Source organism: Streptomyces sp. NPDC048389, from assembly GCF_040706335.1.
In the GTDB taxonomy this organism is placed as follows: Bacteria; Actinomycetota; Actinomycetes; order Streptomycetales; family Streptomycetaceae; genus Streptomyces.
On the sequence record NZ_JBEZKP010000059.1, the window covers coordinates 26,111 to 43,070 of the forward strand.

Annotated in this window: 16 protein-coding genes; 9 read left to right on the forward strand and 7 right to left on the reverse strand. The window is 71.8% G+C overall.

Features of this window, described 5'->3' with window-relative positions:
- The first annotated feature begins 1 nt into the window (after position 1).
- A complete protein-coding gene (gene mmsA / locus AB0903_RS29040) occupies positions 2-1,504 on the forward strand; it encodes a CoA-acylating methylmalonate-semialdehyde dehydrogenase (protein WP_366707691.1) in 1,503 nt (500 codons plus the stop codon).
- Positions 1,505-1,603: 99 nt separating this feature from the next.
- Here the strand turns inward: mmsA and AB0903_RS29045 are convergent, their stop codons facing one another.
- On the reverse strand, positions 1,604-2,794 hold the full coding sequence (locus AB0903_RS29045) for a S8 family peptidase (RefSeq protein ID WP_366707692.1): 1,191 nt from the start codon (positions 2,792-2,794) through the stop codon (positions 1,604-1,606).
- A 386-nt stretch (positions 2,795-3,180) separates the two neighbouring features.
- Between AB0903_RS29045 and AB0903_RS29050 the strand changes: the two genes are divergently transcribed.
- From AB0903_RS29050 to AB0903_RS29060, 3 genes are all read left to right on the forward strand, one after another.
- Positions 3,181-6,060: an alpha/beta fold hydrolase gene (locus tag AB0903_RS29050; RefSeq protein ID WP_366707693.1), complete on the forward strand. Its 2,880-nt coding sequence runs from the start codon at positions 3,181-3,183 to the stop codon at positions 6,058-6,060.
- Positions 6,057-6,944: an ABC transporter permease gene (locus AB0903_RS29055; RefSeq protein WP_366707694.1), complete on the forward strand. Its 888-nt coding sequence runs from the start codon at positions 6,057-6,059 to the stop codon at positions 6,942-6,944. Before AB0903_RS29050 ends, AB0903_RS29055 begins: the two co-directional genes overlap by 4 nt.
- A gap of 157 nt (positions 6,945-7,101) precedes the next feature.
- On the forward strand, positions 7,102-7,722 hold the full coding sequence (locus tag AB0903_RS29060; protein ID WP_366707704.1) for a von Willebrand factor type A domain-containing protein: 621 nt from the start codon (positions 7,102-7,104) through the stop codon (positions 7,720-7,722).
- Here the strand turns inward: AB0903_RS29060 and AB0903_RS29065 are convergent.
- Positions 7,716-8,216, reverse strand: coding sequence for a nitroreductase family deazaflavin-dependent oxidoreductase (locus AB0903_RS29065; RefSeq protein WP_366707695.1), 501 nt, complete (start codon positions 8,214-8,216; stop codon positions 7,716-7,718). The genes AB0903_RS29060 and AB0903_RS29065 overlap by 7 nt on opposite strands.
- A gap of 366 nt (positions 8,217-8,582) precedes the next feature.
- Between AB0903_RS29065 and AB0903_RS29070 the strand changes: the two genes are divergently transcribed.
- The gene (locus AB0903_RS29070; RefSeq protein WP_366707705.1) at positions 8,583-9,587 is read left to right on the forward strand and encodes a PP2C family protein-serine/threonine phosphatase; all 1,005 of its coding nucleotides are present in this window, start codon (positions 8,583-8,585) and stop codon (positions 9,585-9,587) included.
- A gap of 241 nt (positions 9,588-9,828) precedes the next feature.
- The gene (locus tag AB0903_RS29075; protein ID WP_366707706.1) at positions 9,829-10,329 is read left to right on the forward strand and encodes a MarR family transcriptional regulator; all 501 of its coding nucleotides are present in this window, start codon (positions 9,829-9,831) and stop codon (positions 10,327-10,329) included.
- A 291-nt stretch (positions 10,330-10,620) separates the two neighbouring features.
- Here AB0903_RS29075 and AB0903_RS29080 read toward each other — a convergent pair whose 3' ends face one another.
- A complete protein-coding gene (locus tag AB0903_RS29080; RefSeq protein WP_366707696.1) occupies positions 10,621-11,286 on the reverse strand; it encodes a DUF4142 domain-containing protein in 666 nt (221 codons plus the stop codon).
- A 1,331-nt stretch (positions 11,287-12,617) separates the two neighbouring features.
- On the opposite strand from AB0903_RS29080, the gene AB0903_RS29085 reads away from it, so the two are divergent.
- Complete coding sequence (locus AB0903_RS29085; RefSeq protein WP_366707697.1) at positions 12,618-12,857, forward strand: helix-turn-helix transcriptional regulator; 240 nt, start codon at positions 12,618-12,620, stop codon at positions 12,855-12,857.
- A gap of 108 nt (positions 12,858-12,965) precedes the next feature.
- On the opposite strand, the gene AB0903_RS29090 is transcribed toward AB0903_RS29085, so the two are convergent.
- The 4 genes from AB0903_RS29090 to AB0903_RS29105 form a co-directional block, all read right to left on the reverse strand.
- A complete protein-coding gene (locus AB0903_RS29090) occupies positions 12,966-13,160 on the reverse strand; it encodes a hypothetical protein (protein ID WP_366700273.1) in 195 nt (64 codons plus the stop codon).
- Positions 13,157-13,417 carry a hypothetical protein gene (locus AB0903_RS29095; protein WP_366707698.1) on the reverse strand — a complete coding sequence of 87 codons (261 nt, stop codon included), beginning with the start codon at positions 13,415-13,417 and terminating at the stop codon, positions 13,157-13,159. The genes AB0903_RS29090 and AB0903_RS29095 overlap by 4 nt, the downstream gene beginning before the upstream one ends.
- 292 nt (positions 13,418-13,709) lie before the next feature.
- Positions 13,710-14,552: a helix-turn-helix transcriptional regulator gene (locus AB0903_RS29100; protein ID WP_366707699.1), complete on the reverse strand. Its 843-nt coding sequence runs from the start codon at positions 14,550-14,552 to the stop codon at positions 13,710-13,712.
- A gap of 16 nt (positions 14,553-14,568) precedes the next feature.
- The gene (locus AB0903_RS29105) at positions 14,569-15,297 is read right to left on the reverse strand and encodes a DUF6879 family protein (protein ID WP_366707700.1); all 729 of its coding nucleotides are present in this window, start codon (positions 15,295-15,297) and stop codon (positions 14,569-14,571) included.
- Positions 15,298-15,507: 210 nt separating this feature from the next.
- Here AB0903_RS29105 and AB0903_RS29110 point away from each other — a divergent pair, with 210 nt between their 5' ends.
- Together AB0903_RS29110 and AB0903_RS29115 are read left to right on the forward strand one after the other, a co-directional pair.
- Positions 15,508-16,011 carry a hypothetical protein gene (locus tag AB0903_RS29110; protein WP_366707701.1) on the forward strand — a complete coding sequence of 168 codons (504 nt, stop codon included), beginning with the start codon at positions 15,508-15,510 and terminating at the stop codon, positions 16,009-16,011.
- Between the two features lie 27 nt (positions 16,012-16,038).
- A complete protein-coding gene (locus tag AB0903_RS29115) occupies positions 16,039-16,557 on the forward strand; it encodes a hypothetical protein (protein ID WP_366707702.1) in 519 nt (172 codons plus the stop codon).
- Positions 16,558-16,960: the final 403 nt, after the last annotated feature.

A 16,960-nucleotide genomic window follows, 5' to 3' on the forward strand; every position in this document is an offset into this window, starting at 1 on the left:
CATGACGAAGACCGTCAACCACTGGATCGGTGGCAGGACCGTCGAGGGTGCGTCGGGCAACTGGGGTCCGGTCACGGACCCGGCGACGGGAGCCGTCACCACGCGGGTCGCCCTCGCCTCCGCCGAGGAGGTCGCCGCGGCCGTGGCCGCGGCGCGCGAGGCGTACACCACCTGGGGCACCGCGTCGCTCGCGCAGCGCACCGCGGTCCTCTTCCGCTACCGCGCCCTGCTGGACGCGCACCGCGACGACATCGCGGCCCTGATCACCGCGGAGCACGGCAAGGTGCACTCCGACGCGCTCGGTGAGGTCGCCCGCGGTCTCGAGATCGTCGAGCTCGCCTGCGGCATCACCACCCAGCTCAAGGGGGAGCTGTCGACCCAGGTCTCCCACCGGGTGGACGTCGCCGCGATCCGCCAGCCGCTGGGCGTCGTCGCCGGCATCACCCCGTTCAACTTCCCGGCGATGGTGCCGATGTGGATGTTCCCGCTGGCCGTCGCCTGCGGAAACACCTTCGTCCTCAAGCCGAGCGAGAAGGATCCGTCCGCCGCCAACCTCCTTGCCGAGCTGGCCACCGAGGCCGGTCTGCCCGACGGCGTGCTCAACGTCGTCCACGGCGACAAGGTCGCCGTCGACGCGCTGCTGGAGCACCCGGACGTGGCCGCGGTCTCGTTCGTCGGCTCCACCCCGATCGCCCGCCACATCCACACCACGGCATCGGCCAACGGCAAGCGGGTCCAGGCTCTCGGCGGCGCGAAGAACCACATGCTGGTGCTGCCGGACGCCGACCTCGACGCGGCCGCCGACGCGGCGGTCTCCGCGGCGTACGGCTCGGCGGGCGAGCGGTGCATGGCGATCTCCGCGGTCGTCGCGGTCGGTGCGATCGCCGACGAGCTGGTGGACAGGATCCGCGAGCGCGCCGAGAAGATCAAGATCGGCCCCGGCAACGACCCCGCGTCCGAGATGGGTCCGCTGATCACCGCCGCCCACCGCGACAAGGTCGCCTCGTACGTCAAGGGCGCCGCCGCGCAGGGCGCGGAGGTCGTCCTCGACGGCACCGGACACACCGTCGAAGGCTTCGAGGACGGCCACTGGATCGGCCTCTCCCTCCTGGACAAGGTCTCGACCGAATCCGACGCCTACCGCGACGAGATCTTCGGCCCGGTGCTGTGCGTGCTGCGCGCGGAGACGTACGAGGACGGTGTGGCCCTGATCAACGGCTCCCCGTACGGCAACGGAACGGCGATCTTCACGCGGGACGGCGGCGCGGCGCGCCGCTTCCAGCTGGAGGTCGAGGCCGGCATGGTCGGGGTGAACGTGCCGATCCCGGTGCCGGTGGGCTACCACTCGTTCGGTGGCTGGAAGGACTCGCTCTTCGGCGACCACCACATCTACGGCAACGACGGCGTGCACTTCTACACCCGCGGAAAGGTCGTCACCACCCGCTGGCCCGACCCGGCGGACGCCCCGGCCGGTGTGGACCTGGGCTTCCCCCGGAACCACTGACCCGACACGGCGCACGAGCGCATTGAGCACACGACGTACGGGGCGGTGCGTGACCCGCGGGTCGCGCACCGCCCTGGTACGGTGCGGCCGGCTGCGCCCCTAGAACCGCGAGTACAGCAGCTTGTTCGGGGAGCCCCAGAGCGGATTGACCACCTTGCCGCCGGTCGCGCCCGTCACCATGGCGTCCCGCACCTGTGCCGGGGTCGCCGCCGGGTGGGACGAGAGGTGGAGCGCGGCCACGCCCGCGGTGTGCGGGGCCGCCATCGAGGTGCCCGAGATGGTGCTGGTGGCGGTGTCGTCGTCCTTCCAGGCCGAGGTGATGTCCACGCCCGGTGCGAACAGGTCCAGGCACCGGCCGTAGTTGGAGAACGAGGCGCGGCGGTCCGTGCTGTCCGTCGCCCCGACCGTGATCGCCTCCGGGACGCGGGCGGGGGAGTAGGTGCACGCGTTCGCGGGGAGGCCGAGGACGGGGAGGCCGTTGCCCGCCGCCACGGAGTAACTGATGCCGGAGGCGATCGACTTCTTCACGGCGTCGTCCAGCGACACGCTCGCGCTGCCGCCGAGGCTCATGTTGGCCACGGCGGGCTTCCGGGCGTTGGCGGTGACCCAGTCGACGCCCGCGATGACACCGGCGGTCGTGCCGGAGCCGTCGCAGTCGAGGACCCGTACGGCGATGAGGTTGACGCTCTTGGCGACGCCGTAGGTCCTGCCTCCGACGGTGCCCGCGACATGGGTGCCGTGGCCCTGGCAGTCCTGGCCGTTCTGTCCGCCGCCCACCGTGTCCGTGCCGACGCTCGCACGTCCGCCGAACTCGCTGTGGGAGGTGCGGATGCCGGTGTCGATGATGTAGGCGTGCACGTTCGACGCCCGCGTGTCGTAGGTGTACGTCTTCGACAGCGGCAGGTCGCGCTGGTCGATGCGGTCGACGCCCCACGTCGCGTTCGGCTGGGTGTCGTTCAGCCGGACCGTGGAGTTCTGCTCGACGTGGGCGACCCGCGGGTCGGCCGCGAGTTCCTTCGCCTTGGCGGACGACATCGTGGCGGAGAAGCCGGAGAGGACGCTGCGATAGGTGTGCTTCGGTGCGACACCGAGGTCGGCGGCGCGGGTCGTGCCGTCCTTGAGGACGACGATCCAGCTGCCCGGGACGGCAGTTGCAGTGGGAGCGAGACGAAGGTCGCCGATGGACGCGCTGTGCGCGGTGGGGGATACGGCGAACTGGAGACCGGTCGCGGCGGCGACTGCTGATATCAGCGCCCCGGCGCGACGGGCAGTGGCTCTCATCTCGTGCACCTGACCTTTCGTTGACCGGTTGTTACGGGCAAGTAGTGGGCGTGCATGGTGCCAGGACGTGCGGATACGAGAACCAGATGTGCGTGATGTGACCTGCGCCACACGGGGGCGACTGGTGGGTAAGTGGCCGGAAAAGTGCCCCTCCTGAGAGGGGTTCACCAGGTGTGGATCTTGTGTACTCGTCGTCACGGTCCGAGATGTCTGGAACATTCGGAGCGGCTCGGCACGCCTCCGTACCCGCCTCCGTCACCGCCCCGCCACCGCCTCGGGATCCCGCGCATACCGCACCTGGTGTACGGCGCCGTGCCGCGTACTACCCCGGGAGGTGTACCGGCTCCGCCTGGCGGCAGCCGACGTCCGGCCGCCGTGCGCATAGGGTTTCCACCATGCAGATCCGACTCCCCCGGCCGCGGGGCCGCCGGCTCGCGGGCGCCGCCGCCGCCTTCGCCGTCCTCGTCGGCGCCGGTACGTGGACCGCCGTCGCCGACGACACCGCGCCCGCCGTGCACCGCGAGGACCGGGTGCACAGCATGCCCGGGGCGAAGATCGACACGTCCTACTTCACCGCCGGCGGCGACGGCCGCCGCCCCGCCGTCCTCCTCGGCCACGGCTTCGGCGGCAGCAAGGACGACGTCCGCGCGCAGGCCGAGCAGTTGGCCCGCGACGGTTACGCCGTGCTCACCTGGTCGGCCCGCGGCTTCGGCCGCTCCACCGGGCAGGTCGGGCTGAACGATCCCGACCACGAGGTCAAGGACGTCTCCCGGCTCATCGACTGGCTGGCGACGCGCCCCGAAGTGCGGCTCGACGCGGACGGCGATCCCCGGGTCGGCATGAGCGGCTCCTCCTACGGCGGCGCGATCTCGCTGCTGGGCGCCGCGTACGACCGGCGGGTCGATGCCATCGCGCCCCAGATCACCTACTGGAACCTCGCCGACGCGCTCTTCCCCGACGACGTCTTCAAGAAGCTCTGGGCCGGCATCTTCTTCTCGACCGGCTCGACGGCCTCGCCGGGCGGCACCGCCCCGGACGGCCACCCGCCCGCCGATCCCGACGTCCCCGCCGAACCGCCCGCCGGTGAGCCGCCCGGCGGCGAGGCCCCCGCCGGACAGGGCGGCGGGGACGCGACGGCCGGACCCGCGCAGGACACGCCCGACGCCCAAGCCCGTGCGGCCGGGTCGGACGCGCAGAACCTTGCCGGGACCGGCAACCGGCAGCCCGCGGCGAAGGCCGCCCCCACGCCGGCGAACCCCGCGGGATGCGGCCGCTTCCAGCCCGTACTGTGCGTCATGTACGAGCGCGTCGCCGTCGCCGGGAAGCCCGACGCAGAGGCGCGCAAGCTCCTGGAGAGCCGCAGCCCCTCCTCTGTCGGTGAGCGGATCAAGGTGCCCGCGCTCGTCGTACAGGGCCAGTCCGACTCGCTCTTCCCCCTCACCCACGCCGACGCCATGGCGAAGGCGATCAGCGCCAACGGTGCGCCCGTCGCCGTCGACTGGATCGCCGGCGGCCACGACGGCGGCGATCGCGAGACCGGCCGGGTCGAGGCCCGTATCGGCGACTGGTTCGACCGGTATCTGAAGCAGGACGAGAGCGCCGGCACCGGTCCCGCCTTCCGCGTCAGCCGCACCGGCGGCGTCGACTCCACCGACGGCCAGGCGCTGCTGCGCGGCGCGACCGGCCCCGCGTATCCCGGTCTGACCGACGGCGTCCGGCAGTTCACCCTCGCCGGCCGCGAGCAGAGCTTCTCCAACCCCGCCGGCGGCACGCCGCCCGCCATCTCGGCCGTCCCGGGCCTCAGCGGCGGTGCGGGCGCGCTCTCCTCGCTCGGAGTCGGCCTGTCGCTCGACTTCCCCGGCCAGTTCGCGAGCTTCGAGTCCGAACCACTCGGCGCCTCCACCCGTATCACCGGCTCTCCCACGATCAGGGTGAAGGTGGCCTCCGACGGCGGCGACGCTGTCCTTTTCGGCAAGGTCTACGACGTCGGCCCGGACGGCCGGCAGCAGGTGCTGCCCGCCCAGCTCGTCGCCCCGCTGCTGGTCGAGGACGCCAAGGACGGCAAGGAGGTCGAGCTGACCCTGCCGGCCGTGGACCACGAGGTCGACGCCGGGCACCGGCTGCGTCTGGTGCTGGCGGCGACCGACCTCGGCTACGCGTCCCCTGCCGCCCCCGCCACCTACACCGCCTCCCTCGCGGGTCCGCTCTCCGTGCCCACCGCGCCCGCCGTACGCACCCAGGCGGCCGGTCTCCCGTGGTGGGTCTGGGGGCTGCCCGCCGGGGGCGCGCTGGTGGCCGCGGCGCTGCTGCTGACCGCTCACCGCCGCACGGTCGCACCGGCCCCCGACCCGGAGCGTGCCGACGTACCGCTGGAGATCACCGGTCTGACCAAGCGGTACGCCGGGTCCGCCGACGAGTACGCCGTCCGGGACCTGTCCTTCCGTGTCGAGAAGGGCCAGGTGCTCGGCCTCCTCGGCCCCAACGGCGCCGGCAAGACGACGACGCTGCGCATGCTGATGGGCCTCATCCGGCCCGACGAGGGCGAGATCCGGGTCTTCGGCCACGCGATCAGGCCCGGTGCGCCGGTCCTCTCGCGGGTCGGCGCGTTCGTCGAAGGTGCGGGGTTCCTGCCCCACCTGTCGGGGCGCGACAACCTGGAGCTGTACTGGCGGGCCACCGGCCGCCCCGCGGCCGACGCGCACATCGAGGAGGCCCTGGAGATCGCGGGCCTCGGGGACGCGCTGGCCCGCGCCGTGCGCACGTACTCGCAGGGTATGCGGCAGCGGCTCGCCATCGCGCAGGCCATGCTCGGCATGCCGGATCTGCTGATCCTCGACGAGCCGACCAACGGGCTCGACCCGCCGCAGATCCGCGAGATGCGGGACGTGATGATCCGTTACGCCGCGGGCGGCCGGACCGTCATCGTCTCCAGCCACCTCCTCTCGGAGGTCGAACAGTCCTGCACCCACCTGGTGGTCATGGACCGGGGCCGCCTCGTGCAGGCCGGGCCGGTCGCCGAGATCACCGGCGGGAGCGACACCCTGCTCGTCACCACCGCCGACGACGTGCCGGAAGCGGTGGTCGAGAAGATCGCGGCGGTGCCCGGGATCGGCTCGGCGGAGCGTACGGAAGCGGGACTCCTCGTACGGCTCGACGGCGCCACCGCCACCGCACTGATCGCCGAACTCGTGCGGCTGGACGTGCCCCTGACGGGCGTCGGCCCGCACCGCCGCCTGGAGGACGCGTTCCTCACCCTGATCGGAGGTTCCGCATGAGCGCGCCCGTGGAGACCGGCACGTCGAGCGCCGCGCTCGTCGAGTCCGCCCCCGGCTACCGGGCCCGGCACACCCTGCCGCTCCGGGTCGAGGCGGTACGGCAGTTGAAACGCCGCCGGACACTGGTGATGGCCGGGGTGCTGGGCGCGCTGCCGCTCATCCTGATCGCGGCGTTCGCGATCGGCGGCTCCCCGGGCGGCCGCGAGGGCGGCCGGATCAACCTGATGGACACCGCCACCGCCTCCGGCGCGAACTTCGCGGCCACCTGTCTGTTCGTGTCCGCAGGCTTTCTCCTGGTGGTGCCGGTGGCGCTGTTCCACGGCGACACGGTCGCCTCGGAGGCCAACTGGTCCTCGCTGCGCTACCTGCTGGCCGCCCCCGTGCCGCGTACCAGGCTGCTGTGGTCGAAGCTGGCCGTGGCGCTCGGCTTCAGCGCGGCGGCGATGCTGCTGCTGCCGCTGGTCGGGCTGATCTCGGGGACCATCGCCTACGGCTGGGGGCCGCTGAAGCTGCCCACCGGCGGCTCACTGGCGGCGGGCGACACTCTGGCCCGCATCGGTCTCGTCGTGGCGTTCGTGTTCGTCTCCCAACTGGTCACCGCGGGCCTGGCGTTCTGGCTGTCCACCAAGACGGACGCCCCGCTGGGCGCGGTCGGCGGTGCCGTCGGTCTGACGATCATCGGCAACGTGCTCGACGCGGTGACGGCACTGGGCGACTGGCGCGAGGTGCTGCCCGCGCACTGGCAGTTCGCCTGGATCGACGCACTGCAGCCGCAGTTGGAGTGGAGCGGCATGCTCAAGGGGGCGGCGGTGTCCGTCAGTTACGCGCTGGTGCTGTTCGCGCTCGCGTTCCGGAACTTCGCCCGCAAGGACATCGTGTCGTAGGGATCACACACTGGGGCATCGCGGGGCATCGCGGGGGTAAGGGGCGGTGGTCCCGTCGCGTTGCCGCATCGAGACCCTTCCGCAACTCCGCCGAAGGCTCTTTCCGGCCGACTGGGACGTCACATTCGAAAGTGCCCACGATCCAGGGGGAGAGCGGATGACGTTCCGTGGTGCAGGTGCAGGTGCAGGTGCAGGTGCAGGTGCAGGTGCAAGGCGTGGGGGTGCGCGTGCGGGTTCGAGGACGGGCAGGGTCGTCGTGGCGGCGGTCCTGGCCGGTGGCGTCCTGCTGATCGCCGGCTGCGGGTCCGCTTCGGGGAACCGGGCCACCGACGCGAGCTACGACGGAGGCAGGCCCGACGGCGCGCCCGCGCCGGTCGTGCCTGACGGCGGCAAGGGAGCCCTGAACCGGGAAAGCGACCGGGTCGGGGAGGAGCAACGGGACTTCGCGCCGCCCGCCGACTATCTGTCCACCTTCGCCCTCGACGTGGACACCGCCTCCTACGACTACACGCGCCGCCTCCTCAAAGAAGGCGGCGGCGACGGAGGACGACGCGGTCCGCGAACTGGCGGACGCGATCGGCCGGGCGCAGCGGCGGTCGCACGACTGAGCACCGCGGAAGGTGGTTCGGGGGACCGGTGTCGGGCCGGCCCCGGGCCGCCGCCTGCGAAAGGCGGCGCGCCGCCTCTCCCGCCACGCCATCATGAACGGCATGGCCACCCTGCTGCTAGGAGTACCCGCAGGATGGGGCGTTGCGTGCCCGGCGTACTCCGTCAGTAGCTGCCCGGCGCCGCCTCGAGGCGAAGGAACGGGACGGACTCGCCCGCACGCCGGTGGTCCGCCTCGCTGCCGTCGATGTCGTACCCCATGAACCGGCAGAGCCGGCGGGCGGCGGAGGGGTGGCGGGGCGCGTAGCGGGCCATGAGCCGGCCGCCCTCCTCCGCGGTGACCGGCTGCGCGGTCACGGGGTAGTAGCGGCGGCCGACCTGGATGGTGGCCTGCGGCGTAAGGAGCAGATTGCGGTACCACTGAGCCTCGGGGCCGATGCCGGAGGCCACCGTCCACGACCCGCCGGCCCGGTCGTGCTCCACGACCTCGACGACCGTCTTGCGGGTCAGCCCGGACGCACGGCCGGTGTGGATGAGCAGGAGCAGACGCCGCCCGAACAGGGGGCCGAGACCGATGCGGTACAGATGGACCGGTAGGCGGGCCACGAAGCGCTTCCATCCGCGAGGGAGCGGAGGGCGCTGCGGCGCGGAGTGCGGATGGGTCACGAACCTGCCTCTCGTGAGCGGTGGTGAGCGGGCGTCGGCCTCGGCGGGAGCGGGTGGAGAACGCCGGCCGGGAGTTCTCCGAGAGCGGCTTCGATTCGGTAACGGGCACGGAACAGGACGATTCGACTGTGCAACCTTTGCATAATCTAAAAGTGGTGACCAGGTCGACGGGGGCGGCCGAGCCGCCGTTCCCCAGTGGCCCACCGGCCGACCTCCACGCCTGACCGCCGCCCGGCCGAGTGTGCGGCAGCGCCGCAGGCGGGGACCGCTCCTGTCCGCTGCCAGCCCGATCAACCGCCGGAGTCCGACGTGGCCGACGAGAAGCAGTCGCGGTTCGGACTGCTGTCCGCCCTCCCCTTCCTGGTGATGGGCATAGTGGCCGTGGTCGATGTGACAGCCGGACCGGGCGTGGGATATCTGGCGCTCGTCTCCCTCGGCCCCGCCTTCGCCGGACTCGTGGGCGGCTGGCGGCGCACGGCCCTGATCGGCGTCCTGTCACTGGTCTGCTGCCTCGGCCTCGGGGTCTACGACGACGTCGTCGGCGATCGCCGCTGGTACTCCGCCATGGCCTCCGTCGCCGGCGTGACCGGGGCGGGCATCGCGGCGGCGGTGATGCGGCAGCGGCGGGAGAGGGAGTTCGCCAGCATGCGCTCCATCGCGGAGGTCGCGCAGCGCGTACTGCTGCGGCCCGTGCCGCGCACGGCCGGCCACTTGCGGGTGGCCGTCTCGTACACGTCGGCGCTCGCGGAGGCCCGGATCGGCGGCGACCTGTACGAGGTGGTCATCTCGCCCGGCGGTGTACGCGTCATCGTCGGTGACGTCCAGGGAAAGGGACTCGAAGCGGTCGAGACGGCCGCCGTCGTCCTCGGAGCGTTCCGGGAGGCCGCCCACGAGGAGGACCGGCTCGCAGGCGTCGGCGAACGAATTGAGCGGGCCCTCGAACGTGAGCTGCAGGGCGGGGAGAAGTTCGTCACCGCGGTCCTGGCCGAACTGGTGGTGGACAAAGGGGCCATTCTGCTCAACTACGGTCACCCCGCCCCGATGGTGGTGCGCTCCGACGGCACGGTCGCCTTCGCGGAGCCGCCCCGGCGCGCCCTGCCGCTCGGGCTCGGCCTCCACGGCATGACCGGTCCGGAGCCGTTCGTGACGGACTTCGCGCCGGGGGACCAGATGTTCCTTTACACGGACGGTGTCACGGAGACCCGCGACCCGGCGGGCCGGTTCTATCCGCTCGGGGAACGCGGCCACCTGCTCAAGACCCATGATCCGGAAGCGGCGCTCGGGGCTTTGCGCGCGGACATGGAGGAGTACGCGCAGGCGCCGCCGCACGACGACGCCGCGATGTTGCTGATCCGCTACCGCCGAGCGTGAGGCGGTCGGGCGCGCCGGGGGCTCCGGAAGTCCCGGCTTACCGGGGTTCCGGAAGCCCTGGTAAGCCGGGAGCCCCGGAAGCCCCCGAAGCCCCGGACGCCCTGGACGCCGCATGCGGCCGTGTGCGAGGGCGCCGCGCCGGGCGGACACCCGCCGCGAGGCCGGCGCGCGATGCGAGGCGGGCGCACGGTACAAAGAAGAAGTGACCGAATCAGCGCACTCCTCGTACTCCGCGCGGGGGATGGACGACGTCGACGCCGTGACCCGTGCGGTGCTGACCGCGTCGCGACTGCTCGTCGCCGTCTCCGCACGCTCGCTCGCCGCGGTCGAGGACAAGGTCACGCTGCCGCAGTTCCGGCTGCTGGTCGTACTCTCGCTGGAGGGGCCGGCGAAGCTTGTCGCTCTCGCCGACCGGCTCGGTGTGAACCCGTCGACCGCCATGCGGATGATGGACCGGCTGATCGCCGCAGGTCTCGCGGACCGGCAGGTCAACCCGGACAACCGGCGCGAGACGGTGCTGAGGCTGACGGCGGAGGGCCGGCGGATCGTCGAGGACGTCACCGCCCAGCGCCGCAAGGAGATCGCGGACATCGTCGAACGGCTCGGCCCGGCCCAGCGGGCCGCTCTGGTCGATGCTCTGGCGGCCTTCACCGAGGCCGGCGGCGAACCGGCGGTGCCGGAGGAGGACGGCGGACTCTACCCGCTCGGCTGGTCGGACCTCGGTCCGCGGCCCACACGCTGACACCGCCGGCGCCGGTGCGGGCGGGGCGGTGTCGTGGTGCGCGGGGCGGTGTCGATGCCCCCGGTGGCCCGGGGCATTCGGGGTGGGCGGGGAGGACCCGGTCGACATCGCCGGCATGCGGTGGTCGAGCTGCGTCACCGTGCCAGTGCCGCTCCCGGGCAGAGGCCGGCGGTGAGCCGGGTCCTCCACCACGGGAAGCATTGCACAGTGCAAGGGATTTTACTTCCCCTTGGCCGCTCCGTGTCGGCGGCCCGCGTCGATCCGCTGCGCCTGCGGTTGCGGCGGCGTGGACTACTTCGGCTTGACCGCGGCCTCGACCTCGGCGAACGTCGCGGCATCGACGAGCCCCGTGTCCTCCAGGACCTCGAGGTGGTCCAGGACCGTCTGGTTCGCCTGCCGGGCGTGACGGCGGATCAGGTCGTTCTGGGTGGCGCCCCTCACCTCACCGATCGTGGCGAAGATCTTGCCGTGCGAGGCGCGCAGCAGGTTCGTGAAGATGCGGTCGAACTCGGCGCCCCGGGCGTTCTCCATCTGCCGCACGAAGCCCTGCTGCTCCTCGGTGGCCTCATTCGGAAGTTCGACACCCAGGATCTTCGCGTCCTCGCGCACCAGCTGGTCGAGCTTGCTGTGACCGTCGATCAGGTGCAGTCCGGCACGCTTCACGGCCTCGCTGGAGGCGTGCGTCTGGGCCAGTCGCCCGGCGGGAATCTCCCACAGCCCGGCCTGCCGCACCGCCACCAGAAACGTTCGGTCCACATCGGTCACTGTCTGCGGCCCCTGGGCCTCCTCGGCCGTCGCGCTGGAGAACCCATCGGTCTCCGTATGGCCGGCACCGTGCTGTGCGGAGCCGCCCGCTGCCGTGGTACCGGCGGTGGCCTCTCCGCTTCCCGTCTGGACCAGGACGACCACAAGGGCGATCGCGGCCACGGCGGCGGTGACGACTGCGACGACCCGCATGGAGACCCCGGAACGTGCTGCGCGTCGGTTCGAATGCATAAATGCCTCCCGGCTCGGCATGTGAGGAAAGGGTTGGTGAATTGGCACTCGGGGAGCTGCTGTGGCGACTGGCACGGCACACAGCGTTGAGTACGGGGGCGACGGCCGGGGCGTTCAACGCACCTTGGGCGGAAGGCCGTCGGGTCGCGTACGCCTCGCCGTGCGTGTCGCCCTTCTTTCGCGTCGCACGCGTCTCGGGCGGCCGATGCGCAGGGCTCTGCGCGCGGCTGGTTGTACGCAGGGCCCTGTACCGCCTTCAGCCGAGCGGCTGATCAGTCCGCGGCGTCGCCCCGTGAACCGCGGGCCGGGCTCCGTCATGCGCAGCATGAATGTCCCGGCCCCCGGACCTCCGCGCGCTCCCCCGCGTCCCCGCTCGGGGCCGGCCGGGGGACCACCTCGCCTGCGCGCGGGCGAGGTCGAGCGGATTCAGGCCGCCGTGCCCCGCGCCGTCGATGTCCGCGCCGCGCTCCAGGAGGTACTTCGCCGTCGGCGACGCAAGGCCCCCCGGAAGGCGCCCGTGACCTCCTCGGCCGTCGGCGCGTGGACCCGGCGAAGTGGTCCGCCATCCGGTCGAGCGGGCCGAGCGCCGCGCTGTCCCGGAGCGTCGTAGGTGCCACGGGCCCGGCGAGCCGGTGTCGGTGCTCGGCTTCCCGCGGCCCGAACCCCCAGGCGTCGGCAAACGGCGTACCGCCCCCGGCCGCCTCGATGCCCGGCCTCGGCCCGGACGAGGCCCCATGCGCGGGAGTCCGTTGCAGCGGGCCCGCTCCGCCCCCGTGGACCGGACACCGGTCCGGTGCTTACGTTTCCACTACGCCCGACCCGCTACCGTGCCCCTGACCAGCGAAAAGGCCCTCCAGGTCGGAGGGCCTCGCAGTGGTGCGCCGTGTGCGCCCCCGGCAGGACTCGAACCTGCGGCCAAGCGCTTAGAAGGTATTCGGCAGTGAACGCTGTGCCTGCCTGCGTTTTCCCTGGCGACGCTCCGCCAAATTAATGCAAGGCGCTTGGCCAAAGTTCTCGGGGGATTGGCGGAGACTCATCGTCCCGCAGAACGGGTGCCGCCCCGGGGCCCATTGTGGCACCCGGGGCGGACCTGGAGCCGTGGCCCCGCCATCTGGACGAGGCGGCGTCCCTCGCAGAGATACGCCTGCCGCGGCCCCCCCGCCCGCCCGCCTGAGCCTGACGGGCAATCAGTGGAGGGGGTGGTCCCAAGGGGGTACCCCCAGCCGTTCAAGATCACGCAAATTAGGGTCCGCCCTAATCACATTTGATCATGGTGTCGGGAGCGTGGACGAGTGCCGCGCCCCACACCGCCCGATGACTGGGTCCTCGATGCCCGCCGGGCTGTCGGCGACCAGATCCGGCGCGTGCGCGAGCACCACAACCTGTCCCAGGTCGATGTCTGCGGCCGGTCCGGAATCGATGTCGCCACGTACAGCCGCATCGAGCAGGGCCACGCCTCACCCAAGTTGGACACGCTGCTCCGCATCGCGAAGGCGATCGGCGTTCCACTCTCCGAGCTTGTACGCGAGTAGCCCCGGCCGGCCCCGGGCTGGGGACCGGCCGGGGAGCAGCGGACCCGATTCGCCGTCAGGGCCCGCTTACCGCCCCGGGTGTCAGTACCAAAGGCCCCGGGACGGGGGTCATGGGCAGGCGTACACGTCGGTGTCGAGGACGTGCGCGCCGTCGCGGCCGACCGCGCGGCCGACCAGGATGGCGCCGACGGTGAGCTGCCGCCCGCAGGCATAGCAGGCCCGTCCCGCAGTGGCCTCCCACGACAGGTCGCGGGCCGGTGGGATCGGGGTATCTCGGCACGCCAGCGTTGCAGCCGTGGTCATGCCGTCCGCCCGGCGGCGCGCGGTCGCTGAGGCAGCCAGCTCCGCTCAGCCTCGCGAGTGAGACCGGCCGCGACCGCCTCGGCCTTCTGCTCCTCGGTCGCGGGCAGCACTTCGTGCCCGTGCACCGTGACCTCACGCGGCTTCGTACGGGCAGGCCCGTGGTGGAAGCTGACCCGGTACATGCCTGCGCCGAGGTCCATGGTGATCAGGCCGACGCGTCCGTCGTAGACGACGTAGTCCCACTGTGCCCGGCTCATGACGCGGCCGGCAGGGGCACGAGGTGGCGCTGCTCGCGGCACGGGGCGCAGGCGTGCAGCAGTACGTCGGGCCCGCTGTTCCGGGCGACTGGCTTCACGGGCAGCGCGGTCCCCGACTCGCCTCCGTGGAAGTGGCAGAAGTTCGACGGTCCCGCTTTCGACGGTCCCGCTTCGGCAGCCCCCGGGGGGCGGGTGTCTGTGTCCATAGCCGCACGTTAAGGACAGACGAGAATCAGCGGCGACCGTGATTCGCGAATATTCTCCAGCGCTTCCAGCCGATTCACCGGGATGCTCAAGGGGTGTCGAGCTGCGCCCGCGCCCGTGCGATCAGCCGGTGTGCTGCTGGCCCGTACACCGCGGCCTGTTGCAGTAGGCCCCACACCCGGCCGTACACGGCGACGCTGTCCGCATCGTCGAGCCACAGCTCCGCGTGCCAGTCCTCAACGATCGCGAGCCGCTCGTCATAGAGCCAGAAGCCAGGCCCCGGGGGGATCCGCACCGCGGCGCCGAGCGGGACGATCCCAAGCCGGACCGTATCGAGGCCGATCGTGCCCACCAGCCGGTCCAGTTGGCCGGCCATCACTCTGCGCTCGGCGACGCGGGTGTGCAGCGCGGCTTCCCACATGACGATGTGGAAGGTACGGCCCGACTCGTACATGAGTGACTGACGGCGCATCCGGGCGCGGACGGCGTCGTCTATGTCGCGCACCGACTGGTGCAGTTCGGCGTAGGCATGGAAGACGGCTCGGGCATAGTCCGCAGTCTGAAGCATGCCGACCACCATGTGGTTCTGCCAGGCGCGCAGGAGGGCAGAGCGCTCGTACTCGACGGTGAGAGCGTCCTGCACGGGACGGTGCCCGGCTGCGAGTTGCCGGCGCCACGTCCTTTGCCGGGACTCCAGCGCGCCGAGCTGGGCGACCAGGTCGTCGGCGACGTCCGGCCGGTCGGCCGCGTCGGCCCATGCGCGGAGGTCCGCGGCGGTGGCGGTCTGGCGGCCGGTCTCCAACTTGCTGACCTTGGACTGTGGCCAGTCGAGCCGGTCAGCGAAAGCGCGGCCGGTCAGCGACGTGGCGGCGCGCAGCTCGCGAAGCCTGGCGCCGAGCGCCGCCCGTCCCTGCTGGTAGTCCGTGCTCACACGGGCACGGTAGCGGCTACGCCTGGTCGTAGGGGGTGGCGTGGTGCCATGCGGCCTCGCGGGCCTGGAGGTAGCGCAGCACTTCGGACGGGGTGGTGATGAGCTCCACTCCGGTGATCTCGTCGGAGTCGTCGAAGTGGAGCAGGCCCACGACCCGCGCGTCGAAGACCCAGAAGTCCTCCTGCGGCAGACGGAGTTCCTCGGCCTTGGCCCGGGTCAGTACGCGGATGTCCTCACCGACGGCCACGTTTCGGCGGGCGTTGTCGAGGAGGTACTCCTGGCCGATGGTGGGCGGCTCGTCGAGGATCCGCACCCGCTCGAACCGCTTCCCCAGTGCGGCCTGCTCGCGGCGGCCGCGGCACCACGCGTCGTCGAGGTCCCAGTCCACCGTGCCGTCCCGCAGGAACTGGGCGTAGGTGTCAGTGGCCTCGTCGCTGGCGTAGCGGCGGCGCGTCTCCAGCCGCCACGCGGAGTGCTTCAGCGTGGCGAACATGCCGGTGAAGTCGTCGAAGCTGATGGGCACAGGGTTGTGCACGGGTTCCTTCGGGCCGAAGTTGGCGAGCAGCTCGCGCGGGACGATGACGGCGTCCTCCGCGGGCGCAAGGTGGTCGAGTTGCTCCCGCTCCGCGGGGTCAGTGACGCGGTCGCCCTGGACGACGTAGGCGTCGGTGCCAGGAAGCTGGTACAGGGTGGGGCAGCCGTCGTTGCCAGAGTTCGAACCGACTCGCTGCAGTCGCCGGGCCATGGGTCCCCCTTCGGGTTGGTGGTGTGCCGCCGCACCGTAACCGTACGAGCCGACCACGCAACAGAGCGCCTCAGACGCACGAAAGCGCCCTCTGCCCAGGCCGAAGTCGGGGCAGGGGGCGCGGTCAAGCGGCCGTAGTCGGAGTGACCCCCTTGCCATAATGACTCACGTGATGCATTATGGGGTTATCGCAAAGGGGAGGAGCCCACGATGAACACCACGACCGCCGCCATCCAGGCCCACGTCACCGTCGCCACCATCCGCACCTGGTGCCGCAACGGGATCATCGCCGCCACCAAGACCGCCGGCCGCTGGATCATCTCCGCCGCCTCCCTCGCCCACCGCATCGCCATCGGCGCCATGAAGCGCCCCGCACGCCAGGAGACCCGCCCCGTGCTCGACCTCACCGCCGTCACCATCAAGAGCCGCACCCGCCCCACCGGCGAGACCATCACCCGCGTCTCCGGCTACTCCGCCCTCCTCACCGACAAGCTGAACGCCATCGCCGACGCAGGCGACCGCGCCCACGCTCGCGAGGTACTCAACCGCACCGACATCATCCTCAGCGACACCCCCGACCCCGAATGGGACAAGGAGTTCTACGCCCGCCACGCCGGCCTCAGCCGCACCACCTACCGAGGCGGCCTCCCGACCATCACCATCGCCGACGTCCTCGACCTCGCCGATGAGATCCGCGCCCAGCTCTCCGCCTGACCCACCCACACCACCGGAAGGACCGCCATGAGCGACGAGACGCTGTACACCACCTGGGCCCGCATCACAGGCACGAGCAACAGCCCGGACGACACCGTCGACGACTTCATGACCGACTGGGTCGACGACCACGACATCGAAGGCATCAAGGCCGCCTACCGCAACGCCATCGACCAGGCCCTGCCCGCCGGCGTCGCCCTGGTCGGGAACGAGTTCATCGGCCCCGCCCGCCCGGAGCAGGGCGAGTTCGACGGCTATCCGGTCGACGAGTACGGCGGCCTCGACATTGCGGCCATCGTCGAGGACGTCGACCTCGGCGAGATCGCCCCCCGGTTCGAACTCCTGGACATCAACGAGGTCGCCGCCCGCTTCGGGTACGAGGGCAAGAACCCTGCCGCGACCGCCCGCAGCGCCGTGTCCCGGCTCGGGGTGGAACGCGCCGGCCTCTCCGATGACCCGCGGCCCCGCGCTCTCTTCCGCGCCGGTGACGTCGAGGATGCCATCGCCGCCCGCCCGGGCAAGGGCAACCGGACCTCGCGAAGCTGACACTGCTGGTGAAAAGTGAGAAGGACCCCCACCCGAAGGTGAGGGTCCTTCTTCATCCCCGCAGCGGCGGGGACTGTGTGCTTCAGTCGCCACATGGGCCATCCCCGCGTGCGCGGGGAGCAACTGCATATGCCCCTGAGGCTCGGGCCATCCCCGCAGCGGCGGGGAGCAGTGAAACGACTATGGCACACGGGGCGGACAGCAGGAGGCGAAACGCGCGAACACCCCGCCTCCACGGGGGCAGGAACGCAGAAGTCGCCCCCTCCCGCCCGAAGGCGGAAGGGGGGCGTCGTGTTTCAGGGGGGTGGCGGGGGTGGTCCGTTCAGGGCTACGTCGACGCGGTCGACAGCGTCCCGCAGCGACTGGCCCGAGTTCGGGTGCAGTTCGTGCTCGACGGAGGTCA

Bases quoted from the DNA above. Each gene is read 5' to 3' on its own strand.
- AB0903_RS29080 (WP_366707696.1), bottom strand. From the start codon at position 11,286: ATGCGGGTCGTCGCAGTCGTCACCGCCGCCGTGGCCGCGATCGCCCTT.
- AB0903_RS29055 (WP_366707694.1), top strand. From the start codon at position 6,057: ATGAGCGCGCCCGTGGAGACCGGCACGTCGAGCGCCGCGCTCGTCGAG.
- AB0903_RS29095 (WP_366707698.1), bottom strand. From the start codon at position 13,417: ATGAGCCGGGCACAGTGGGACTACGTCGTCTACGACGGACGCGTCGGC.
- AB0903_RS29070 (WP_366707705.1), top strand. From the start codon at position 8,583: ATGGGCATAGTGGCCGTGGTCGATGTGACAGCCGGACCGGGCGTGGGA.
- AB0903_RS29090 (WP_366700273.1), bottom strand. From the start codon at position 13,160: ATGACCACGGCTGCAACGCTGGCGTGCCGAGATACCCCGATCCCACCG.
- mmsA (WP_366707691.1), top strand. From the start codon at position 2: ATGACGAAGACCGTCAACCACTGGATCGGTGGCAGGACCGTCGAGGGT.
- AB0903_RS29110 (WP_366707701.1), top strand. From the start codon at position 15,508: ATGAACACCACGACCGCCGCCATCCAGGCCCACGTCACCGTCGCCACC.
- AB0903_RS29075 (WP_366707706.1), top strand. From the start codon at position 9,829: ATGGACGACGTCGACGCCGTGACCCGTGCGGTGCTGACCGCGTCGCGA.
- AB0903_RS29060 (WP_366707704.1), top strand. From the start codon at position 7,102: ATGACGTTCCGTGGTGCAGGTGCAGGTGCAGGTGCAGGTGCAGGTGCA.
- AB0903_RS29115 (WP_366707702.1), top strand. From the start codon at position 16,039: ATGAGCGACGAGACGCTGTACACCACCTGGGCCCGCATCACAGGCACG.
- AB0903_RS29105 (WP_366707700.1), bottom strand. From the start codon at position 15,297: ATGGCCCGGCGACTGCAGCGAGTCGGTTCGAACTCTGGCAACGACGGC.
- AB0903_RS29050 (WP_366707693.1), top strand. From the start codon at position 3,181: ATGCAGATCCGACTCCCCCGGCCGCGGGGCCGCCGGCTCGCGGGCGCC.